Origin of the sequence: Streptomyces sp. FXJ1.172 (assembly GCF_001636945.3) — a bacterium.
Classification (GTDB): Bacteria; Actinomycetota; Actinomycetes; order Streptomycetales; family Streptomycetaceae; genus Streptomyces.
In genome coordinates, this window is sequence record NZ_CP119133.2 from 3,628,353 (window position 1) to 3,650,553 (window position 22,201).

Consider the following 22,201-nt stretch of genomic DNA (forward strand, 5'->3'; position numbering starts at 1 on the left):
CCGCACGGATCGTGCCGTCGGAAGCCGGGGCACTCCTCCAGGACTTCCGCATCCACGCAAGCGGCGGGCCCCGCACACTGTGGGGATGTGCGGGGGCCGTCTGACCGGAGTCCCGGACCCGTGCGGGGTCAGGAGCCGCACGGGGCCGGGACTCCGGATTCTTCTCGGCTGCGTTCCGGCAGCCGTCAGCTGCTGCGCCGGGTCACGAACTCGGCGAGGGCCAGCAGTCCGCCCGCCGCCTCGGGGTCGGGAACCGCTCGGGCCAGCTCCTGCATGACGCGGGCCATCCGGTCGGCCGCCTCGGCCTGCGCCCAGTCCCGGCCGCCGGCCCGCTCCACGGCCAGTGCCGTGCGCGCGATGCCCTCGGCGTCCCCGGTGACGTACGGCTTTCCGTACAGCTCGGCCAGCTCGGCCGCCGCCTCGGTGCCGGACGTGAGCGCCGCCACCACGGGCAGCGACTTCTTGCGGGCCGCGAGGTCCGCGCCGGCCGGCTTGCCGGTGCGTTCCGGATCACCCCATATGCCGATGACGTCGTCGATCAGCTGGAAGGCGAGCCCCACCTGGCGGCCGAAGCCGTCCAGCGCGGCCACCTCCTCCGGCCCGGCGCCCGCGTACAGCGCGCCGAGGGCGCAGGCGCAGCCCAGCAGCGCGCCGGTCTTGGCCTCGGCCATGGCGAGCACCTCGTCGAGGGTGACCTCGTCCGGGGCGCGGTGCTCCATGTCCGTGTCGGTGTGCTCCCCGGCGCACAGCTCCACGACGCAGTTCGCGAGCCGGGCCGCGGCCGGGCCGCCGGCCGGGTGGGTGTCCTCGGCGAGGAGCCGCAGGGCCAGCGCCAGCAGGGCGTCCCCGGCGAGGATCGCGTCGGTGTCGCCGAACACGGTCCAGGCGGTGGGCTGATGCCGACGGGAGGTGTCGCGGTCCATCAGGTCGTCGTGCAACAGCGTGAAGTTGTGGACCAGTTCGACCGCCACGGCCGCCCCGACGGCCGCCGCGCGGGCCGCGGGCCCGCCGAGGGCCTCGGCCGCGGCCAGGACCAGTGCGGGCCTTATGGCCTTGCCGCCGTTGCCCGCCGCCGGGGTGCCGTCGGTGTTCTGCCAGCCGAAGTGGTAGAGCGCGATCCGGCGCATGGAGTCCGGCAGCGACTCCAGGGCCGCGCGCAGCTCCGGGTCGACCAGGGCCTTGGTGCGCTCCAGCAGCGCCAGCGCCTCCTGGCCCTCGCCCGGACCGGTGTCGTCACCGTCCGCCGCCCGCTCCGCCCTCCCGGTGCCGCCCCACGTGTCCCCCGCCGTGCCCTGGTGCGGCACGGCGGGGGAGCGCTGTTCACTCTGCGTGGTCTCCGTCATGAACTCGGCCATGTCTCCCCCTTGCCAGGTCCGTGGACGCCGGTGTCACCGGCGCGCCCGGACGCGTGTCCAGGGGGTCTACCCGCCCCGGCGGGCGGGAACACGGCCGCGAAGTGCGCAAACGTCACCTCCAGCGGCCGATCTCGACGTTCTCCAGCACGCCGAGCGCGTCCGGCACCAGCACGGCGGCCGAGTAGTAGGCCGTGACGAGGTACTTGATGATGGCCTGTTCGTTGATGCCCATGAAGCGGACCGACAGGCTCGGTTCGATCTCGTCCGGGACGCCCGACTGCCTCAGGCCGATGACGCCCTGCTCGTCCTCGCCGGTCCGCATCGCGATGATCGACGTGGTGCGCTCCGGGGTGACCGGGATCTTGTTGCAGGGGTAGATCGGCACACCGCGCCAGGTCGGGATGCGGTTGCCGCCGATGTCGACGCTCTCCGGGACCAGGCCCCGCTTGTTCAGCTCGCGTCCGAACGCGGCGATCGCGCGCGGGTGGGCCAGGAACAGCTTGGTGCTGCGGCGGCGGCTGAGCAGCTCGTCCATGTCGTCCGGGCTGGGCACGCCGTCGTGCGGCTGGAGCCGCTGGTCGTACTCGCAGTTGTTGAGCAGGCCGAACTCGCGGTTGTTGATCAGCTCGTGCTCCTGGCGCTCCTTGAGCGCCTCGACCGTGAGCCGCAGCTGCTGCTCGGTCTGGTTCATCGGCTGGTTGTACAGGTCGGCCACGCGCGTGTGGACGCGCAGCACGGTCTGGGCGATGCTCAGTTCGTACTCTCGGGGCCGGGCCTCGTAGTCCACGAAGGTGTGCGGGATGTCGGGCTCCCCGGAGTGGCCGGCCGCCAGCTCGACCTCCTTCTCGCCGTACTTGTTGGTCTGCTGCTCGGGGATCGAGCGCAGCTGCTCGAGGTGTTCGCGCAGGGAGTCCGCGCGCTCGGCGACCTGCTGGAAGTCCTGGCGGGTGAGGATCAGCACCGTGGTCGCGGTGTCCGCGCGGGCGGTGAACTCCCAGATGGCGTCCGGGTCGAGCAGGGCCTGCTCGCCGAAGTAGGCGCCGTCGGCGAGGACTTCGAGGACGGCGTCGTCGCCGTACGGGCCCGTGCCGATCTTCTCGACCCTGCCGTGCGCGAGCAGGTACACCTCATTGGTCTGGTTGCCGAAGTCGGCGATGACCTCCCCGGGGGCGAAGTCGCGCTGACGGCAGCGCCGGGCCAGCTCCGTCAGCACTTCCTGGTCCTCGTACGCGCGCAGGGCCGGCAGCTCGCCCAGCTCGGCCGGGATGACCTCGACCTGGTCCGCGGTCTTCACGAAGGTGATGCGGCCGTCGCCGACGGCGTACGTCAGCCGCCTGTTCACGCGATAGGTGCCGCCCTGTACGTCCACCCACGGGAGCGTGCGCAGCAGCCAGCGGGAACTGATCTCCTGCATCTGTGGAACGGACTTGGTGGTGGTGGCCAGGTTCCGCGCTGCGGCGGTGCCGAGGGACTGCTGCGGCTTGCCGTCTTCCGTGCGGACCTCTTCGCCTACCGACATAAGGACATGTCCTCCCATGTATGCCCGGTGCCGAATCGCACACGCACCGGTCTCGGGGCCGAGCCTTCCATCACGGAGCGTGTCGTCGCCATTACCCGAAAGAGCGGGAATGGGTCATGGGGCCCCTGGGCATAAGGAGGGACTCTGTACAGATCTCGAGGGCCCGGCGCGAACGAAGGAGACGGCATGGCCCCACCCATGTCAGCGAGCACGTTTCTGGCCGTTCTGCGCGCGGAGGGCGTCACGGTCGCCGAGGTGGGCGACTGGCGGCACCACAACCGCAACCACAAGGGCCCGTGGGGTCCCGTGCACGGCGTCATGATCCACCACACGGTGACCCTGGGTGACGCGCACACGGTCCAGGTCTGCCGGGACGGCCACGGGGCGCTGCCCGGCCCGCTGTGCCACGGCGTGATCACCAAGGACGGCACGGTCCACCTGGTCGGCCACGGCCGCGCCAACCACGCGGGGCTCGGCGACGACGACGTCCTGCGCGCGGTGATCGCCGAGAAGGGGCTGCCGCCGAGCAACGGGGCGGACACCGACGGCGACCGGCACTTCTACGGCTTCGAGTGCGAGAACCTGGGCGACGGCGAGGATCCCTGGCCCGAGGCCCAGCTGGAGGCGGTCATCCGCGCCGCGGCGGCGGTGTGCCGCCGGCACGGGTGGTCGCAGCGGTCGGTCATCGGCCATCTGGAGTGGCAGCCGGGCAAGGCGGATCCGCGAGGCTTCGGCATGGCCTGGCTGCGCGAGCGGGTCGGGCAGCGGCTTACGGGGTAGCGCCGCCGCGGCCGGGTGCCCGCGCCGGGCGACAATGAAGCGTGACCAGCTCCGACGCCCTCGCTCCCCGGCTTCCCTCGCCCCTGCAGGAGGTGCGGGACGCGCGGTTCGAGCGGCGCGGGCTGCGGCTGCTGCTCAAGCGCGACGACCTCGTCCACCCGGAGCTGATCGGCAACAAGTGGCGCAAGCTGGTGCCGAACATCGCGGCGGCGCGCGGCCGGCCGCTGGTCACGTTCGGCGGGGCCTACTCCAGCCACCTGCGGGCCACCGCCGCCGCGGGCCGCCTCCTGGGGCTGGTGACCACCGGCGTGGTCCGCGGCGAGGAGCTGGCCGGCCGGCCGCTCAACCCGTCCCTCGCCCGGTGCGCGGCCGACGGCATGCGGCTGCACTTCGTCGACAGATCGACGTACCGGCGCAAGACCGAACCGGAGATCCTCGCCGCGATCCTGCGCGCGGCGGGCGCAGAGGGTGCGTACGTCGTCCCCGAGGGCGGCAGCAACAGCGCGGCCGTGCGGGGCTGCCGGGCCCTCGGCGAGGAGCTGCGCGGGCACGCGGGACTGGTGGCCGTCGCCTGCGGCACCGGCGGCACGCTCGCGGGGCTGGCCGCGGGCCTGGCGCCGGGGCAGCGCGCGCTCGGTGTACCGGTCCTCAGGGGCGGTTTCCTGGAGGGCGGCATACAGGCACTGCAGGAACGCGCCTTCGGCCGTCGCAGCGGCTCCTGGTCCCTCGACGAGCGCTTCCACTTCGGCGGTTACGCCCGTACGACCCCCGAACTGCACGCGTTCGCACAGGACTTCGAGGACCGCCACGGGCTGCCCGTCGAGCGTCTCTATGTCGCCAAGTTGCTCTACGGACTCGTCGCCCTTGCGGAAGAAGGCGCCTGCGCGCGCGGGACGGCGATCGCCGCCGTGGTCACCGGGCGGCCGTTCCCGCAGGATCAGTCGGCCTCCCGGTAGGCCGCCGCCTCCTCCAGGTCCAGGCGTCTGAGCAGGGCGCGCAGCATCTCGTCGTCGATGTAGCGGTGGTCGCGGAGCTTGACGAAGACCTCGCGCTCGGCGCCGATCATCTCGCGGGAGAGACGGCGGTAGGTGTCGTCGACGGACTCGCCGGTGACGGGGTTGGTCTGGCCGAGGCGCTCCCAGACGGCGTTGCGGCGGCGCTCCAGGACCGTGCGCAGGCGGTCGGCGAGCGGCGGGGGCAGGGCGTTGCGCTCGTCGGAGAGGAGGTCGTCGAGGCGCCTCTCGGCGGCGCGGGAGGCCTGGGCCTGCGCGTTGGCCTCGGCGAGCGTCTCGGCCTGCCGGTCGCGGCCGGGGAAGCGCAGCAGGCGGATCAGCGGCGCGAGGGTGAGGCCCTGCACGACCAGGGTGCCGATGACCGTGGTGAAGGTCAGGAAGAGGATCAGGTTGCGCTGCGGGAAGGGGGCGCCGCCGTGCACCGTGAGCGGGATCGAGAACGCGATCGCCAGGGACACCACCCCGCGCATGGCGGCCCACCCCGTGACGACCGGCGCCCGCCAGGTGACGTCCTCCTCTCGCTCCCTGATCCGGCTGGAGAGCGCGCGGGGCAGGAAGGTCGCCGGGAACACCCAGGCGAAGCGGGCCGCCACGACGACGACGAAGACCGCGACCGCGTACCAGGCCGCGTCGGCCCCGTGGTAGGCGCCGAGCCCCTTGAGCACGGTCGGCAGCTGCAGGCCGATCAGCGCGAACACCGCCGACTCCAGCAGGAAGGCGACCATCCGCCACACCGCGTCCTCCTGGAGCCGGGTGGCGAAGTCGACCTCCCACGCGTGGTGCCCGAGATAGACGGCGACCACCACGACCGCGAGCACCCCGGAGCCGTGCAGCTGCTCGGCGACGCCGTAGGCGACGAACGGGATCAGCAGGGAGAGGGTGTTCTGGAGCAGGGCCTCCTTCAGGTGCGTGCGCAGCCAGTGGATCGGCACCATGAGCACGAGTCCGACGAGCACACCGCCGACGGCGGCCCGCAGGAACTCCCAGATCCCTCCCGCCCAGGTGGCGCCCTCGCCCACGGCCGCGGCGAGGGCCACCTTGTAGGCGGTGATCGCGGTGGCGTCGTTGAGCAGGGACTCGCCCTGGAGGATGGTGGTGATCCGGGACGGCAGGCCGACCCGGCGCGCGATCGCCGCGGCCGCGACCGCGTCCGTCGGCGCGACCACCGCGCCCAGCACGAGCGCTGCGGGCAGCGGCAGCCCCGGCACGACGAGATAGGCGGCCCAGCCGACGACGAAGGTCGCGAAGAGCACGTACCCGATGGACAGCAGTCCCACGGGCCGCTTCTGGGCCCGCAGGTCGAGGTACGAACTCTCGGTGCCCTCCTTGTACAGCAGCGGGGGCAGCACCAGCGGCAGGACGACCTCGGGGTCCAGCGTGTAGTGCGGGATCCCGGGGACGTACGAGACGGCCAGGCCCACGGCGACCAGCAGCAGGGGCGCCGGCACGGGGGTGCGCCGGGCGGCCCCCGCGATGCCCGCACTGCCCGCCACCAGCAACAGCAGCGGCATCACGTCCATGGTCCTCGCCCACCCTCGGTTTCCGCGCGGCCACCCGCACGCCCGTCGTAATCTGGCAATCATGAAACAGTGCACGCACGCCGACGCGCTGCCGCACCCGGAACCGGAGCCGCTCAACCCGACCTGCCCGGAGTGTCTGCGCGACGGCACACACCCGGTGCAGCTGCGGTTGTGCCTCACCTGCGGTCACGTCGGCTGCTGCGACTCCTCGCCGGGGCAGCACGCGACGGGGCACCACAAGGAGTCCGGTCACCCGGTCATGCGGACCTTCGAACCCGGCGAGGACTGGCGGTGGTGCTTCGTGGACCACATCCTCGTGTGACACTGCATGCGGTGGCCGCCGTACGACGGTTCGAGCATCGGACGCCTGGGTACGTCAACCCGGCGCGCGCTCTTCCTATTTGGAACCGCAGACCCCCTAGACACGGAGCGTATCCACAGCTTTACTGTGAGTGACGCCAGGGGGTTGGGGTCCCTGGGACAGGACCGTCAGGAGCGCGATAGCGTCACCGCGGAACCACGTACGCGTTACCCCGGGGGGCGACCCTCGGCCCCGTAAAGCTTGTACCACCATGGAGGTGAGGGTGTCCCAGATCGCAGGCGAGCCCGCGGCGAATCAGGACTTCGTGGAAGTCCGGCTGCCGGCCGCGGGTGCCTACCTGTCGGTGCTGCGGACGGCCACGGCCGGTCTCGCGGCCCGCTTGGACTTCACCCTGGACGAGATCGAGGACCTGCGCATCGCCGTGGACGAGGCCTGCGCGATCCTGCTCCAACAGGCCGTGCCCGGCTCCGTGCTCAGCTGTGTCTTCCGGCTCGTCGACGACTCGCTGGAGGTCACGGTCGCGGCGCCGACCACGGACGGACACGCCCCCTCGCGGGACACCTTCGCCTGGACCGTGCTCTCGGCCCTCGCGGGCAAGGTCTCGTCCGCCGTCGACGAGGACAAGACCGTGTCGATCAGCCTCTACAAACAGCGCGGCGCGGGCCCCGGCCCGGCGTGAGGAACGGGGACGGTCCGGTGCGGGACGAAGAGCGCGGCACACGGGAGCTGCCGGCCGGGGACGGGGGTGCCCCCTGGCCGAGCGCCGGAGGGATCTCCGAGGAGCCCCCTCGGGACGATTCCCGGCGCATGGCGGACGGCATCGACAGCATCCCCGAGCAGGCCAGACCGCACCCGGTGGACGACTCCGCGCGGGTCGGCGACGACGGCGCCGTGCAGGGCGTACCGCCGGAGCGGCCCGGTGGCGCCGGGTCCGCCGTCCGCGCGGGTGCGAGGGCTCGGGGAAGGGCTACGGGCGGGACGATGAGCGAGCACGAGCGATACGCCGAGGACGACACACTGGGCGCGCAAGCCGTGCAGGCCGTACAGCACGGCCCCCAGGACCGCAGCGGGGCGCGGGCGATGTTCGTCGAGCTGCGCAAGCTGAACTCGGGCAGCCCGGAGTACGCGGAGCTGCGCAATCAGCTGGTCCGCATGCATCTGCCGCTCGTGGAGCACCTGGCGCGCCGTTTCCGCAACCGCGGCGAGCCGCTGGACGACCTCACCCAGGTCGCCACGATCGGCCTGATCAAGTCCGTCGACCGGTTCGACCCGGAGCGCGGCGTGGAGTTCTCCACGTACGCCACCCCGACCGTGGTCGGCGAGATCAAGCGGCACTTCCGCGACAAGGGCTGGGCGGTGCGCGTGCCGCGCCGGCTCCAGGAGCTGCGGCTCGCGCTCACCACGGCGACCGCCGAGCTGTCCCAGTTGCACGGCCGCTCCCCTACGGTTCACGAGCTGGCCGAGAAGCTGGCCATCTCGGAGGAGGAGGTCCTGGAGGGCCTGGAGTCCGCCAATGCGTACTCCACGCTGTCCCTGGACGTCCCCGACACCGACGACGAGTCCCCGGCGGTCGCCGACACCCTCGGCGCCGAGGACGAGGCGCTGGAGGGCGTGGAGTACCGCGAGTCCCTCAAGCCGCTGCTGGAGGACCTGCCGCCGCGCGAGAAGCGCATCCTGCTGCTGCGCTTCTTCGGGAACATGACCCAGTCCCAGATCGCGCAGGAGGTCGGCATCTCCCAGATGCACGTCTCCCGGCTGCTGGCCCGCACGCTGGCCCAGCTGCGGGAGAAGCTCCTCGTGGAGGAGTGAGCCGCCGGCCGGCGGGTTATTCGCCGCGGCCCGGACCCTTGATGCCGAGGGCCCGGGTCGTCGCGGGATTGACGAGGAGCACCAGCGCCAGCACGGCGACGACCGCGAGCACGATGCCCGCCGGGATGGCCATGCTGTCGGCCTGGAGCAGGCTGTAGGCCACCGGAAGCGCCATGAGCTGTGTGATCACGGCCGGGCCCCGGCTCCAGCCGCGCCGCAGCAGCAGACCGCGGGCGGCGAGCAGCGGCAGCAGCGCGAGTACGACGAGCGTGATCCCCAGGGACACACCCTGCTGCCGCTCGGACCCGTCGCCGGTGATCCCGAGGACGAGCATCCACAGGCCGCCGACGACCAGGGCGGCGCCCTCCAGCGCGGCGAGCGCCGCCGCGTACGTCAGCCGGCGCGGGCGCGGCTCGGCGGCGACGGCCTCGGTGGTGTCCGCGGCGTCCTTGACGGGCTTCTGCTCACTGCTCACCCCAGCAGCGTAGCCGTCGCCCCATGGCCGCACTCCCACGCCCCGGGGGCCATGGAGTGTCCAGGCTCACGCCCCCTCCTCTTACCCGATCCCTACCTCGCGCTTCGCCGGGTACCCCCCAGTAGGTACGCTGCCCTCCATGCGTGCACTTCTCGTGGTCAATCCGGCGGCTACCACCACAAGCGCACGCAGGCGTGACGTCCTGATCCACGCGCTCGCCAGCGAGATGAAGCTGGAGGCGGTCACCACCCAGTACCGCGGCCACGCACGCGACCTCGGCCGGCAGGCGGCGGACAGCGACGACATCGACCTCGTGGTGGCCCTCGGCGGCGACGGCACCGTCAACGAGGTCGTCAACGGCCTCCTGCACGCCGGCCCCGACCTGGACCGGCTGCCCGGTCTCGCCGTGGTGCCCGGCGGTTCCACGAACGTCTTCGCCCGCGCGCTGGGCCTGCCCAACGAACCCGTCGAAGCCACCGGCATCGTGCTGGACGCGCTGCGTGAGAGCCGGGAGCGGGTCGTCGGGCTCGGGCTGACCTCGGGCACGCCGGGCACCGAGGACGAGGCGGTCCCGGACCGCTGGTTCACCTTCAACGCCGGGCTCGGCTTCGACGCGGGCGTGGTCGGCCGGGTCGAGCAGCAGCGCGAGCGCGGCAAGACGTCGACGCACGGGCTCTACGTCCGTCAGGTGGTCCGGCAGTACCTCGGCGAGCCGAACCGCCGGCACGGCGCGATCACGCTCGAACGGCCCGGCGAGGACCCGGTCCCGGATCTCGTGCTCGCCATAGTCTCGAACACGGCCCCTTGGACGTATCTCGGCAATCGCCCCATGTACACGTCGCCTAAAGCCTCGTTCGATACCGGCCTCGACGTGCTCGGTCTCAGCCGCCTGTCGCCGGCCGCGGTTGCCCGGTATGGCACCCAGTTGCTCACTTCGTCCCCCGAGCGCGGCCCCCACGGCAGGCATGCCCACTCGCTGCACGATCTGGACCAGTTCACCTTGCATTCGAAGGCGCGCCTGCCCCTGCAGATGGACGGCGACCACCTCGGGCTGCGTACGAGCGTGACGTTCACAGGCGTACGCCGTGCACTGCGTGTGATTGTGTGAGCGGAAGGGGCCAAAGTCCTTTCACTCGAACGTTTAGGCCAGGATCCACCCCATGGAAGTACGGCTGTGACCTAGTCGACACCGAGGAATCAAAAAAAACTTTCCGGAAGGGGTTGTATCCGCCGCTGAGGTTTGCGAGTCTCTACGTGTCGATCGGGACGGCCCGCAACACCGGCCTCCACTGATCAACAGAACCCCTCTTCAAACCCAGGACCACGCCGGGGAGATCTCGGCGGTCGGCCCTTCACTTGTTGAGGGATTCGTGAAAGCGTTCACATTCACAAGCAACCTGTACGTAATACGTTCAGAGAACCTAGGAGAGGTAGCAGCCATGGACTGGCGTCACAACGCCGTTTGCCGCGAGGAAGACCCCGAGCTGTTCTTCCCCATCGGCAACACCGGTCCTGCGCTGCTGCAGATCGAGGAAGCCAAGGCCGTCTGCCGTCGCTGCCCGGTGATCGAGCAGTGTCTGCAGTGGGCGCTCGAGTCCGGTCAGGACTCCGGCGTCTGGGGTGGTCTCAGCGAGGACGAGCGCCGCGCCATGAAGCGCCGCGCCGCCCGCAACCGGGCTCGTCAGGCCTCCGCCTGACATTCCCACCCCTGCTGACAGCCTGAGCTTGGCGGCGCGTGCACCACGCACGCATCTCCCGCCCCCGAGCCGCAGCGCGCAGTATCCCCCGATGCGCTTAGCCCAACAGCAGAGCAGCAACGAGCACGAGCCTCGGACCAATGGCGGTCCGGGGCTTTTTGCTGTCCTGAGGCCTGTGTGTCATCCTCGATCCCGTTTGTCGTCCTCAAGCCCGTTGACGACAGCGGGAGTTGCTCACTTCTGCGTCCGCACCGGAATGTCGAGGATCACCTGGGTCCCCCGCCCCGGTGCCGGGACCATGTCGAAGGAGCCGCCCAACTCGCCCTCCACCAGGGTGCGTACGATCTGCAGGCCGAGGTTGCCCGAGCGGTGCGGGTCGAAGTCCTCGGGCAGGCCGACGCCGTCGTCCTGGACGGTGACCAGCAGGCGGGCCTCCTTCGTCGTGCCGCCGCGGACCGCGGAGACCTCGACCGTGCCGGTGTCGCCCTCACGGAAGCCGTGCTCCAGGGCGTTCTGGAGGACCTCGGTCAGAACCATCGACAGCGGGGTGGCGACCTCTGCGTCGAGGATCCCGAAGCGTCCGCTGCGCCGGCCGGTCACCTTGCCCGGCGAGATCTCGGCGACCATCGCCAGCACGCGGTCGGCGATGTCGTCGAACTCCACCCGCTCGTCCAGGTTCTGGGACAGCGTCTCATGCACGATCGCGATCGAGCCGACCCGGCGGACGGCCTCCTCGAGGGCCTCCCGGCCGCGCTCGGACTCGATGCGCCGGGCCTGCAGGCGCAGCAGGGCGGCGACCGTCTGCAGGTTGTTCTTCACCCGGTGGTGGATCTCCCGGATGGTGGCGTCCTTGGTGATCAACTCGCGTTCGCGGCGGCGCAGTTCGGTGACGTCCCGGCACAGCACCAGGGAGCCGATGCGGGTGCCCTTGGGCTTGAGCGGGATCGTCCGGAACTGGATCACCCCGTCGCTGGCCTCGATCTCGAACTCGCGCGGCGCCCAGCCGCTGGCCACCTTGGCGAGCGCCTCGTCCACCGGGCCCCGGGTCGGAGCGAGTTCCGCGGTGGTCTGCCCGAGGTGCTGGCCGACCAGGTCGGCGGCGAGGCCGAGGCGGTGGTAGGCGGACAGGGCGTTCGGGGAGGCGTACTGGACGACGCCGTCCGCGTCGAGCCTGATCAGTCCGTCGCCGACGCGCGGTGCGGCATCCATGTCGACCTGCTGGCCGGGGAAGGGGAAGGAGCCGGCCGCGATCATCTGCGCGAGGTCCGAGGCGCTCTGGAGGTAGGTCAGCTCCAGCCGGCTCGGCGTGCGCACGGTGAGCAGGTTGGTGTTGCGGGCGATCACGCCGAGGACCCGGCCCTCGCGGCGTACGGGGATGGACTCGACCCGTACGGGAACCTCTTCGCGCCACTCCGGGTCGCCCTCGCGCACGATCCGGCCCTCGTCCAGGGCCGCGTCCAGCATGGGCCTGCGGCCGCGCGGGACGAGGTGGCCGACCATGTCGTCCTGGTAGGAGGTGGGGCCGGTGTTCGGGCGCATCTGGGCGACCGAGACGTACCGGGTGCCGTCCCGGGTGGGGACCCACAGGACCAGGTCCGCGAAGGAGAGGTCGGAGAGCAGCTGCCACTCCGAGACCAGCAGGTGGAGCCACTCGAGGTCGGAGTCGTCGAGGGCGGTGTGCTGGCGGACCAGTTCGTTCATGGAGGGCACGTCTTGGAGCGTACCCGCACGTTTGAACATGGCTGAAAACACCCGCGGGCCGCGGCGCCTGGAAGGGACCCTCAACCCTCCCGGCACCGCAGCCCGGAGCATCATCGGCCGCGGGGTGTGCGGTCCCGGCCGGCCGAAGGTCGAGGAGCCGGGGCAGTCAGGGCAGAGAGCGCCGGTTCCTCGATCCGCCTTCCTGTGCGGGGAAGACGGAGGCATGTGTTCTCTTGGAATTGTGGACTAGACCACAAGGATGTGTCCATGGCCTTGTCGGCATGCACGACTGATGGCACTCGATGCCACGCAGCACGCAGCCTAGCCCGCCGGGCTCAGTCTTGGGGCCAGATGGCCATGGCAATTTCCGCGAGTGCTTCCAGATCCTCCCGGCTCGCCCCGTCGCGCGCCTGCTGGGACATGCCCTGGATCATCGCGCCGGTGTGCCGGGCGAGGGCACCGGCGTCGGCGCCGGCCGGCAGGAGTCCCGCCGCGACGTCCGCCCCGATCCGGGCGGCGAAGGCGGCGATGCCGGCCGTGCGCCGCTCGCGCAGCAGCCGCTCCACCTCGGGGCTGGTGCAGTTGGTCGCGGCGTGCGCGACGAGACAGCCGTACGGGTGAGCGGGGTCGGTGTACTCGGCGGCGGCCTCGCGCAGCATGCGCGCGACGGCCTCGCGGGCGGTGGGCTCCTCGGCGAGGGCGCGGTCCCCGAAGGCGCCGTACGTCTCGGTGTAGACCTGCACGACCTCCTCGAACAGGCTCCGCTTGTCACCGAAGGCCGCGTACAGACTGGGGGCCCCGATGCCCATGATCCGGGTGAGGTCGGAGACCGAGGTGGCCTCGTAGCCGTGTTCCCAGAAGGCCATCAGCGCCTTCTCCAGCGCGGTGGCCCGGTCGAAGGAGCGCGGCCGGCCGCGTGTCCTGCGGGCACCGTCCTGCACGTGCGCCTCCTGCCCGTTCACCATGGAGCCGATTTTATAGCGGACCCTAGAAAATTACAGAGCTTTCCCTCCTTTACGCGTCCGCGAACGCCGATTCTGTTAGATTGGTCTAAACCACATAGAGACGCACAGAGCCCACTTCAGAACGGCAGGCCCAGCGTGGAAGTTGTCATCGTTCCGGACGCCGCGGCGGGCGGCGAGCTGATCGCCGAGGCCATGGCCCAGCTGCTGCGACGCAAGCCCGACGCCCTGCTCGGTGTGGCCACCGGCTCCACCCCGCTGCCCGTCTACCGGGCACTGACCGCGAAGGTGCGCTCCGCGGCCGTGGACACCTCGCGGGCCCGGATCGCCCAGCTCGACGAGTACGTGGGGCTGCCCGCCGACCACCCCGAGTCCTACCGTTCGGTGCTGCGCAGCCAGGTGCTGGAGCCGCTCGGCATCGGGATGGAGGCGTTCCTCGGACCCGACGGCACCGCCGAGGACGTCCCGGCGGCGTGCCAGGCGTACGACCGCGCGCTCGCCGAGGCCGGCGGGGTGGACCTGCAGCTGCTCGGCATCGGCACCGACGGACACATCGGGTTCAACGAGCCGTGCTCCTCGCTCGCCTCGCGCACCCGGATCAAGACCCTGACCGAGCAGACCCGTATCGACAACGCCCGCTTCTTCGACGGCGACATCGAGCAGGTCCCGCACCACGTCATCACCCAGGGCATCGGCACCATCCTGGAGGCCCGGCACCTGGTGCTGCTCGCGACCGGCGAGGGCAAGGCGGACGCCGTCGCGGCGACGGTCGAGGGCCCGGTCGCGGCCGTCTGCCCGGCCTCCGCGCTCCAGCTGCACCCGCATGCCACGGTGGTCGTCGACGAGGCGGCCGCGTCCAAGCTGAAGCTCGCCGACTACTTCCGGCACACCTACGCCAACAAGCCGGACTGGCAGGGGATCTGACCCGGGGCGGCCGTACCGGTGCGCCGCGGCCCGCGCCGGTGCGGGCCGCGGCCACCGGGACCGTTGGACTAGACCAGCACGGAGTGCGACGGTATACAGAGGAGATCACGGAGCGTGCGGGTGGACTCCGGACACACGAAGCCGTGCCACGATGTGAGCCGTGGCCGATGTCAGCCGGTCGCTTTCGGCACCCGGAGCCGGGAAGGCAGAGCATGAGCACCGACGTCAGCAGTGCGGAGAACGAGGCCGGCACGACCGTCCGTACGGCGCGCGTGCCCAAGTACTACCGCTTGAAGAAGCACCTGCTCGACATGACGGAGACGCAGGCCCCGGGCACGCCGGTGCCGCCCGAGCGCACGCTGGCGGCCGAGTTCGACACCTCCCGCACCACCGTCCGCCAGGCCCTGCAGGAGCTGGTCGTCGAGGGCCGGCTCGAGCGCATCCAGGGCAAGGGCACCTTCGTCGCCAAGCCCAAGGTCTCCCAGGCGCTCCAGCTCACCTCCTACACGGAGGACATGCGCGCCCAGGGCCTGGAGCCGACCTCACAGCTGCTGGACATCGGCTACATCACCGCCGACGACCGGCTCGCCGGGCTGCTCGACATCACGGCCGGCGGACGCGTGCTGCGCATCGAGCGACTGCGCATGGCCAACGGCGAGCCGATGGCCATCGAGACCACGCACCTGAGCGCCAAGCGCTTCCCGGCGCTGCGCCGGTCCCTGGTGAAGTACACGTCCCTCTACACCGCCCTCGCCGAGGTCTACGACATCCACCTCGCCGAGGCCGAGGAGACCATCGAGACCTCCCTGGCCACCCCGCGCGAGGCGGGCCTGCTCGGCACCGACGTGGGCCTGCCGATGCTGATGCTCTCCCGTCACTCCCTGGACCGCGAGGGCAAACCGGTGGAGTGGGTGCGGTCGGTGTACCGGGGGGACCGCTACAAGTTCGTGGCGAGACTGAAGCGGCCTGCCGAGTAGATCCGCGCCCAACATCAACTTGTGACAGACGCCACTTGGAGTGGCGGTTGATGCGAACGCGTCACCCCCTGTTGGATGTTGGGGCAACATCACGTCCGTATAACGTGCGCAGCCCAGCCGCTGCTCACCGTTCCTGCGAGTCGCGTTCGAGCCTTCCAGGGCTCGTTCCCACGGGCCGGATCCCCGGCCCCGGCCAGGCAGCGCGCCGATCCGGGATGCATCACCCACGCTTCCCGTGCCGGCGCGGATGCCGCTTCAGCAACGCCAGGAGGACATAGGTGACCACAAGTCCCGGTACTGCGGACGCCCGTACCCTCACCTCGGAGGCGGACCCCAGAGAGGCGCTCCGGCAGGCGGGTGTCGACGTGCGTCCCATCCCCCGGGCCGCCGAGCAGACGCCGGACGGACTGCGCAGGGCCGTACGGCAACGTGACACGCCGGTCGTCTTCAGCGGTCTGACCGAGGACTGGCCCGCCCGTGCGGCCTGGGCACCCGAGCGGCTGCGGGAGACGTTCGGGGACCAGAAGGTCACGGCCCTGATGGACCTGCCCACCGACGGCGTGCTCTATCCGAAGGACCAGAGCCTGTACGAACGCACGCTCACCTTCGGCGAGTTCATCGACGCGATGCTGGACGAGCGGCGCACCAAACCCTGTTATCTGGCCTACCAGCGCACCTCCGAACTCCTCGACCCCGCCGACTGCGGCTTCACGGCCCTGCTCGGCCCGGCGAACCGGCACGGAACCGACACCCGGACCTGGATAGGCTCCGCCGGCACCCGCTCGATGCTGCACTCGGATCTGAAGGACAACCTGTTCTGCCAGATATGGGGCACCAAGACGGTCACGCTGCTGCCCTGGCGGGACAGCCGCGCCGCCTACCCCTTCCCGGACAACCTGGTGAACAGCCAGATCGACGTCGCCCACCCGGACGTGGTCCGCCACCCCCTGCTGCGCGAGGCCACCTTCTACAGCTCCGTCGTCCAGCCCGGCGACATCGTCTTCATCCCGCGGGGCTGCTGGCACGACATCCGGTCGCACACCCCGTCGGTGTCGGTCAACCACTGGTTCGGCCCGTCCCAGAGCTTCACCGAGTACCTGGCGCTGCTGGGCCGGCTCGGGCCCGCCTACTGGCAGCGCACGGCACGGGACTTCATCGAACACGGGCTGCGCGGAAAGAGCGAGGAGACCCGGTTCTTCTTCTCCCCGCCGTCCACGGGCAAGCGTCTGTACGACGCGCTGCGGACGGGCAACTTCTCCGAGGGCAACGATCCCTCCAGCTGAGCCGGGACGACCACCGGCGCGGCTGACCGGCTCGCCGACGACCGGCTTGCCGATGCGACGCTTCGTTCGAACTTTTCACGGGGGTATGTGTGCTGGAGCGCGTCCACCTGGCCATAGCCGCGCACGCGGACGAGCGGCCCGACGCCAAGGCCCTGGGTTCCTCGGGTCGTTGGCTGACCTACCGCGAACTCGACGACCTGGTCGCCTCGGCGGCCGGGCAGCTGTCCGCCGCCGTCGGACCGGGTGCCGAGCGTCCGGTGGCGGTGATCACCGGGCGCAGCGAGTGGGCGGTCGTCGCGATGCTCGCCACATGGCGGGCCGACTGCGTCTATGTGCCCCTGTCGGAGGGCACTCCGCCCGAGCGGCTGGCGCAGATCCTCGGCCGGGTCCGCCCGGCCGCGCTGCTGACGGACCGGGCCGCCGCCGAGCGGCTCCGGCAGACCTGGAGCGAGTGTCCCGTCATCGACGTGGAGGAGAGTTCCGGTGCGGCCGCCCTCCCGGCCGTGGCGCCCGCGGCCGCGTCCCAAGGGGCCGAGCTGGCCTGCATCGTGCACACCAGCGGTTCCAGCGGGCCGGCCAAGGGCGTGATGATCGACCACCGGGCACTGGCGAACCTCGTGGCCAACGTGACGGAGCCGTACGCGCTCGGCGCCGACGACCGGGCCCTGCACTTCGGCGCCTTCGGCTGGGACTCCAGCATCGAGGAGGTCATCCTCCCGCTGTGCAAGGGCGCCTCCCTGCTGATGCGCACCGACGAGGCCGACTACGGCGTACCGCACTTCCTGCGGGAGCTGGCGGAGCAGTCCGTCTCCCACCTGTACCTGCCGACGTCGTACTGGCATGAGATCTGCCTCGAGCTGAGCCGCGGATCGGTGCGGCTTCCGAAGTGCGTCCGCAGTGTGCTGATCGGCGGCGAGGCCTCCTCCCCGGCCGACATGGCCGTCTGGCGTGCGCGCGTCGCCGAGGACGTGGACCTGTGGAACTGCTACGGGCTCACCGAGACCTGTGTGACCTCGACCGTCCATCTGGACGACAGGAAACGGCCGGTGGAGGGGGTCGCCGGCATGCCGCTGGGCCTGCCCTGCCCGAGCGTCGTCGTGGCCGTGCTGGACGAGGACATGACGGCCGTGCCCGTCGGCGAGGCGGGGGAGTTGTGCATCGGCGGGCCCGGTGTGGCGCGCGGATACTGGGATGATCCCCGGGCGACCGCCAGGGCCTTCGTCCCGGATCCGCACGGCACCGGGCGCCTGTACCGCACGGGGGACCTGGTCCGGCAGGATCCGTCGGGCCTGCTGCACTACGTGGGCCGGGTGGACCGGCAGGCCAAGGTCCGGGGGTTCAGGGTCAACCCCGGGGAGGTGGAGTCCGCTCTCGGGCTGCACCCCCGGGTGCGCAGGGCCTGTGTCGTCCCGCGCACCGAACCGTCGGGCCTGACCGGGCTCGTCGCCTTCCTGGAACTCGTCGACGACCAGGACGGTACGGCGGACATCTCGGCGTTCCTGGAGAGCCGGCTCACGGACTTCATGGTGCCGGGCACTCTGGAGGTGCTCGACCGGCTGCCGGTGCTGCCCAATGGGAAGACCGACGTCACCGCGCTGATGGCCAGGCATCCGCGGCCACGCCCTGCCGAGCCGCCCGCCTCCGCCTCCGCGTCCGCCTCCGGCGTCGGCGCCGACCTGCGGGACCTGTGGGTGCAGGTGCTCGGGATCGACAGCTGCGGCCCCGAGGACGACTTCCTCGCCCTCGGCGGGAACTCGCTGTCCGGCATGCGTCTCGCGGCCCGCATCAACGAGGCCTTCGGCGTGGAACTGCGCCTGCGGGACATCCTGGACCACCGCACGGTCCCCGCGCTCGAAGAACTGATCACCAAGCTCCGCAGCACCGAATCCCAAGGAGACTGACCAATGGAGAATTCCGCGGAAGACGCCACAGAGCACGTGGTCGTGGTGAACGCAGAGGAGCAGTACTCGGTCTGGCCCGCCCACCGGGACGTTCCGGAGGGCTGGCGGGCCCTTGATGTCCGCGGCACGAAGACGGAATGCCTGGACCACATCGAACGCACGTGGACCGATATGCGGCCGCTGAGTCTGCGGAGCCGGTGACCACGGCATCCACGAGGGGGAGGTGGACGTGATTCGGACGCTGTATGCCAACGGCTGCAGTTTCACCGAGGGAAAGGAACTGGAAGAGGAGGACGAGCAGCTGCGCCTCGCCGGGCACAGCACGGACATCCACACGCAGCACAAGGTGCGCGCCTACCGCAACAAGAAGGCCTGGCCCGCGCATCTGGGCCGGCTGGTGGGCACCGAGACGGTCGTCAACGCCGGGCGCAGCGGCGGCTCCAACGCCCGCGCGGTGCGGATGACGTACGACTACGTCGCCGGTTATCTCGCCGCGGGAGGTCCGGCCGACGAACTCCTCGTCTGTGTCGGGTTCACCGACCTGGTGCGGACCGAGCGTTTCGAGAGCATGCCCGGGGTGGACGTCAGGTCGGACGCGCCGTTCGACGACGGCTGGCTGCTGATGAAGACCAACCTGTCCACGAAGAAGCACGGTGCCGACCGGAACGCGCTGAAGGCCAACAAGCTGTATTACCGGCACCTTTTCACCGAGGAACAGGCCACGGTCACCCACGTCCATCAGATCCTCAATCTGCATTTCTTCCTGTCCTCACTCGGGGTGCGCCACCATTTCCACGAGGCACTTGCGACGAACGCCGAACCGATCAACAGGTTCTCCCTGCTGACGCAGCATCTGCTGCAGTTCGTCAAACCCGGTGTGCACCGGTCCGTCCATGCCATGGGCAACGGTGAGATGAGTTACCGCGAGGGCCACACATTCGAGGAGTGGCTGGTCCGCTCGGGCTGCCCGCGCGCCACCCAGCAGCACCCTCTCTCCGAGGCCCACCAGCAGTGGGCGACGCTGCTGCACTCGGAGCTGAAGGCGAACGGAACCCTTTAGGAGGCCTGTGAGCATGCCGGAAATGACCGAGCCGGCGGATCTGCCGAACGTAATAGAGGAGTGGGCGGCCCCCGGCCGGCAGCTGCCTCTCGTCCTCAAGCCCCGCACCGCCGACACCGACCTGATCGAACTGGTCGCCGCGCACCGGCCGGACATCCGGCAGCGGCTGCGCCGGTACGGCGGCATCCTGTTCCGCGGCTTCGCGGACGTCACGCCCGCGACGTTCCGCGAGCTGATGACGGCGCTGTCCGCAGAGCCACTGGACTACGTGGAGCGGTCGTCCCCCCGCCACGAGGTCGGTGACAAGGTCTACACCTCGACCGACCATCCCGCGGCGCAGGAGATCTTCCTGCACAACGAGCAGTCGTACAACCTGAACTGGCCGCAGCTGATCTTCTTCCACTGTGTGCAGGAGCCCGGCGCGGGCGGTGCCACGCCGATCGCCGACTGCCGCAAGGTGTACCGGCGCATCTCCGAGGAGACCCGGCGCAGGCTGGAGGAGCGGAAGTACTGCTACGTGCGCCATTTCGGCGGCCGGCTGGGGCTGAGCTGGCGCGAGGCGTTCCAGACCGCTGATCGCGCCGAGGTCGAGGCGTACTGCGACGCGAACGGCATCAGCTTCAGCTGGGGCGAGGGGGACACGCTGACCACCCGGCAGGTCAGGGAGGTGAGCCGGCGGCATCCGGTCACGGGCGAGACCACCTGGTTCAACCACCTGGTGTTCTTCAATGTGCAGCTCTTCGATCCCGGGATCGTGAAGGCCCTGATGTCCATGGGCAAGGACCGGCTCCCCAACAACACGTACTACGGCGACGGGGCGGACATCGAACCCGAGGTCGTGGAAGAACTGCGCGCCGCCTATCTGGCGGAGAAGGTCGCGGTGCCGTGGCAGGCGGGCGACATCCTCGTGCTGGACAACATGCTCGTGGCCCACGGCCGCGAGTCGTTCAAGCCGCCACGGCAGATCATCGTCGGCATGACCGAGCCGCTCTCCGCGCACGCATGAGTTCCGTGCCGTATCCAGACACAACCGAAGGGTCGGACCCCATGTCTTCGCGGATCGGTACCCCGCCCGCTGTCGAGTGGACCCGCGGTCCCGCAGCGGACCTGTTCTCGTCGTACGTCGCCACCGCGGCGATGTCCACCGCGTACCAGCTCGGCCTGCTGGACCAGCTGTCCGAGAAGGGCCGGGTCGCTCTCGAGGACCATGACGGCCGGCTGGACCGGAATGTGCTGCGCCAGGTCTACCGCGCGCTGCACTGGGCGCGGATCGTCGAGATGAAGGACGACGGCTCCGTGACGCCCGGGGCGCTCTTCGACGACGCGTATGCCGCCCGCGGCTACTTCTACTGGCTGGTCAAGGGGTGCGGCGAGCTGTTCAGCATCGCGCCGGACGTGACCCACGAGGAGGACCGGCAAGGCTCCTTCTACCACCGGGACATGCGGGCGGTGGCCATCGGCTCCCGCCTGATCGGCGAGGAGGAGGTCGAGAACCTCTTCGACTCCCTGCTCCGCGACCTGCCGCTGAAGAAGGTCGCCGACCTGGGCTGCGGCTCCGGGCAGCGGCTGATCCGCATCGGCGGCAACCACCCGGGCATGCGCGGTGTCGGGGTGGACATGTCCGAGGCGGCGGTCGAGCTGGCCACCGAATCCGTTGCGGAGGCCGGCCTCGCCGAACGCATCACCGTGCTGCAGGGCGATGTGCTCGCGCTCGAGCCGCTGCCCGAGTTCGCGGACGTGGACACGGTCACCTGCGTCTTCATGGGGCACGACTTCTGGCCCTACGACAGCTGCGTGAACACCCTGCGCCGGCTGCGCTCGGCGTTCCCCTCGGCCGAGCGTCTCTTCATCTGCGACGTCGTCCGCACGACCGAGCTGCCCGGCCCCGGCACCACCATCTTCACGCTCGGGTTCGAATCCGTACACGCCCTCATGGGGGACTATCTGCCCACGTACGACCAGTGGCAGAAGGCCTTCACCGAGGGCGGATGGGAGTGCAGGACGGTCCGCCCGACCACGACACCGCCCAACGGCTACCTCTTCGAGCTGGCGCCCGTGCCGGCGCAGTGACCTCGGCGCGGTGACATGGGGCGGGCCCCCGGCGCGAACCGCGCCGGGGGCCCGCCCCGCACACGGGGTTCTCAGAAGGCCCGGTGCACCCACACATTGGGCTCGACGTACACCGCCGAGTCATGCCGCAGATTGTTCTGCACCGGGGTCAGGGCGCCCGGGACGATCGTCGGGCCCTCCGTGTCGAAGGGAAGTCCGGTCCATTCCCGCCACTCGTCGAGGGAACCCACGACGATCATCGACGCGGGGGCCACGGCGACGATGTCCGCCCCGAGTCTGACGTGCGCGCGCAGGAGCGGGTCCTCGGGAAGTCCGTTCCTGACCCTCCGCGCGTACTCGCTCATCGGCACGTTCGGTGCCTCGGCCTTGCCCGGGGGCCTGACGGGTGCGACGAAGTGCCTGAAGCCCTTCTGTTCCGTCAGGCGGTGCATGGCCCGGAGCATCTCGGTGCCCACTCCGCCGCCGCGCAGTTCCTCGCGGACCATGACCTCCAGACCGCACACCGCGTCGCCCTTGTATCCGGCCAGCCGTGCGAGATGGGCCTGGCGCACCGCGCCGTCCCAGCCGGTGTCGGGCAGGCCGGCCGGCGGCACCTCCTGCAGGCCGATGGGCACGCAGTGCCCCCGTGCGAGCACCTGGCCGTCGGCCGACAGCGCGACCAGGGTGTAGTCCGGGTAGTCCTGCTGAGCGTCGATGTAGAAGCGCTCACCGATCGGCTCGTGCCGCATGAACTCCGGCCAGTTGCCCTTCAGCGCCTCGACCCGTGCCATCAGGTCCGGACGCTCGGCCAGCGTCGTTATCCGCATGCCCTCGATCACGATGTTCCGGTGCTC

The 22,201-nt window shown here is 70.7% G+C and carries 22 protein-coding genes; 15 read left to right on the plus strand and 7 right to left on the minus strand.

Annotated features, from left to right (window positions below; all coding sequences use genetic code 11):
* Positions 1-185: 185 nt before the first annotated feature.
* Both A6P39_RS15980 and A6P39_RS15985 read right to left on the minus strand, forming a co-directional pair.
* On the minus strand, positions 186-1,355 hold the full coding sequence (locus A6P39_RS15980; RefSeq protein ID WP_067055580.1) for a family 2 encapsulin nanocompartment cargo protein polyprenyl transferase: 1,170 nt from the start codon (positions 1,353-1,355) through the stop codon (positions 186-188).
* 112 nt (positions 1,356-1,467) lie between these two features.
* The gene (locus A6P39_RS15985) at positions 1,468-2,874 is read right to left on the minus strand and encodes a family 2B encapsulin nanocompartment shell protein (protein WP_067055577.1); all 1,407 of its coding nucleotides are present in this window, start codon (positions 2,872-2,874) and stop codon (positions 1,468-1,470) included.
* A 186-nt stretch (positions 2,875-3,060) separates the two neighbouring features.
* Between A6P39_RS15985 and A6P39_RS15990 the strand changes: the two genes are divergently transcribed.
* Both A6P39_RS15990 and A6P39_RS15995 read left to right on the plus strand, forming a co-directional pair.
* Complete coding sequence (locus A6P39_RS15990; protein ID WP_067055574.1) at positions 3,061-3,654, plus strand: N-acetylmuramoyl-L-alanine amidase; 594 nt, start codon at positions 3,061-3,063, stop codon at positions 3,652-3,654.
* Positions 3,655-3,695: 41 nt separating this feature from the next.
* Positions 3,696-4,610, plus strand: coding sequence for a 1-aminocyclopropane-1-carboxylate deaminase/D-cysteine desulfhydrase (locus A6P39_RS15995; RefSeq protein WP_067055571.1), 915 nt, complete (start codon positions 3,696-3,698; stop codon positions 4,608-4,610).
* Here the strand turns inward: A6P39_RS15995 and A6P39_RS16000 are convergent.
* On the minus strand, positions 4,592-6,187 hold the full coding sequence (locus A6P39_RS16000) for a Na+/H+ antiporter (protein WP_067055568.1): 1,596 nt from the start codon (positions 6,185-6,187) through the stop codon (positions 4,592-4,594). The genes A6P39_RS15995 and A6P39_RS16000 overlap by 19 nt on opposite strands.
* A 61-nt stretch (positions 6,188-6,248) precedes the next feature.
* Here A6P39_RS16000 and A6P39_RS16005 point away from each other — a divergent pair, with 61 nt between their 5' ends.
* From A6P39_RS16005 to A6P39_RS16015, 3 genes are all read left to right on the plus strand, one after another.
* Entirely contained in the window at positions 6,249-6,509 is a 261-nt protein-coding gene (locus A6P39_RS16005; protein WP_067055566.1) for a UBP-type zinc finger domain-containing protein, read from the plus strand.
* 262 nt (positions 6,510-6,771) lie between these two features.
* Positions 6,772-7,188, plus strand: coding sequence for an anti-sigma regulatory factor (locus A6P39_RS16010; protein WP_067055564.1), 417 nt, complete (start codon positions 6,772-6,774; stop codon positions 7,186-7,188).
* 17 nt (positions 7,189-7,205) lie between these two features.
* A complete protein-coding gene (locus tag A6P39_RS16015) occupies positions 7,206-8,318 on the plus strand; it encodes an RNA polymerase sigma factor SigF (RefSeq protein ID WP_199841027.1) in 1,113 nt (370 codons plus the stop codon).
* 16 nt (positions 8,319-8,334) lie between these two features.
* Here A6P39_RS16015 and A6P39_RS16020 read toward each other — a convergent pair whose 3' ends face one another.
* The gene (locus tag A6P39_RS16020; protein WP_067055557.1) at positions 8,335-8,793 is read right to left on the minus strand and encodes a hypothetical protein; all 459 of its coding nucleotides are present in this window, start codon (positions 8,791-8,793) and stop codon (positions 8,335-8,337) included.
* A 139-nt stretch (positions 8,794-8,932) separates the two neighbouring features.
* Between A6P39_RS16020 and A6P39_RS16025 the strand changes: the two genes are divergently transcribed.
* Both A6P39_RS16025 and A6P39_RS16030 read left to right on the plus strand, forming a co-directional pair.
* Positions 8,933-9,901, plus strand: a complete 969-nt coding sequence (locus A6P39_RS16025; RefSeq protein WP_067055554.1) for a diacylglycerol/lipid kinase family protein — start codon at positions 8,933-8,935, stop codon at positions 9,899-9,901.
* A gap of 331 nt (positions 9,902-10,232) precedes the next feature.
* The gene (locus A6P39_RS16030; RefSeq protein ID WP_003992873.1) at positions 10,233-10,490 is read left to right on the plus strand and encodes a WhiB family transcriptional regulator; all 258 of its coding nucleotides are present in this window, start codon (positions 10,233-10,235) and stop codon (positions 10,488-10,490) included.
* A gap of 234 nt (positions 10,491-10,724) precedes the next feature.
* On the opposite strand, the gene A6P39_RS16035 is transcribed toward A6P39_RS16030, so the two are convergent.
* Both A6P39_RS16035 and A6P39_RS16040 read right to left on the minus strand, forming a co-directional pair.
* Positions 10,725-12,200: a sensor histidine kinase gene (locus A6P39_RS16035; RefSeq protein ID WP_067055717.1), complete on the minus strand. Its 1,476-nt coding sequence runs from the start codon at positions 12,198-12,200 to the stop codon at positions 10,725-10,727.
* 326 nt (positions 12,201-12,526) lie between these two features.
* The gene (locus A6P39_RS16040) at positions 12,527-13,156 is read right to left on the minus strand and encodes a TetR/AcrR family transcriptional regulator (protein WP_067055551.1); all 630 of its coding nucleotides are present in this window, start codon (positions 13,154-13,156) and stop codon (positions 12,527-12,529) included.
* Positions 13,157-13,291: 135 nt separating this feature from the next.
* Here A6P39_RS16040 and nagB point away from each other — a divergent pair, with 135 nt between their 5' ends.
* From nagB to A6P39_RS16080, 8 genes are all read left to right on the plus strand, one after another.
* Entirely contained in the window at positions 13,292-14,077 is a 786-nt protein-coding gene (nagB, locus tag A6P39_RS16045; protein WP_067055548.1) for a glucosamine-6-phosphate deaminase, read from the plus strand.
* A gap of 212 nt (positions 14,078-14,289) precedes the next feature.
* Positions 14,290-15,054, plus strand: coding sequence for a GntR family transcriptional regulator (locus A6P39_RS16050; RefSeq protein ID WP_067055545.1), 765 nt, complete (start codon positions 14,290-14,292; stop codon positions 15,052-15,054).
* Positions 15,055-15,332: 278 nt separating this feature from the next.
* Positions 15,333-16,337, plus strand: a complete 1,005-nt coding sequence (locus tag A6P39_RS16055; protein ID WP_234379262.1) for a cupin-like domain-containing protein — start codon at positions 15,333-15,335, stop codon at positions 16,335-16,337.
* Positions 16,338-16,426: 89 nt separating this feature from the next.
* Positions 16,427-18,238, plus strand: coding sequence for a non-ribosomal peptide synthetase (locus A6P39_RS16060; protein ID WP_067055542.1), 1,812 nt, complete (start codon positions 16,427-16,429; stop codon positions 18,236-18,238).
* Between the two features lie 3 nt (positions 18,239-18,241).
* Positions 18,242-18,439: an MbtH family protein gene (locus A6P39_RS16065; RefSeq protein WP_067055539.1), complete on the plus strand. Its 198-nt coding sequence runs from the start codon at positions 18,242-18,244 to the stop codon at positions 18,437-18,439.
* 28 nt (positions 18,440-18,467) lie between these two features.
* Positions 18,468-19,298, plus strand: coding sequence for a DUF6071 family protein (locus A6P39_RS16070; RefSeq protein ID WP_159396201.1), 831 nt, complete (start codon positions 18,468-18,470; stop codon positions 19,296-19,298).
* 13 nt (positions 19,299-19,311) lie between these two features.
* Positions 19,312-20,304 (plus strand): TauD/TfdA family dioxygenase, encoded by a 993-nt coding sequence (locus A6P39_RS16075; protein WP_067055533.1) that lies wholly within the window; start codon positions 19,312-19,314, stop codon positions 20,302-20,304.
* A gap of 41 nt (positions 20,305-20,345) precedes the next feature.
* Complete coding sequence (locus A6P39_RS16080) at positions 20,346-21,368, plus strand: SAM-dependent methyltransferase (RefSeq protein WP_067055530.1); 1,023 nt, start codon at positions 20,346-20,348, stop codon at positions 21,366-21,368.
* Between the two features lie 71 nt (positions 21,369-21,439).
* On the opposite strand, the gene A6P39_RS16085 is transcribed toward A6P39_RS16080, so the two are convergent.
* Positions 21,440-22,174, minus strand: a complete 735-nt coding sequence (locus tag A6P39_RS16085; protein ID WP_079133812.1) for a hypothetical protein — start codon at positions 22,172-22,174, stop codon at positions 21,440-21,442.
* Between the last annotated feature and the right edge of the window lie 27 nt (positions 22,175-22,201).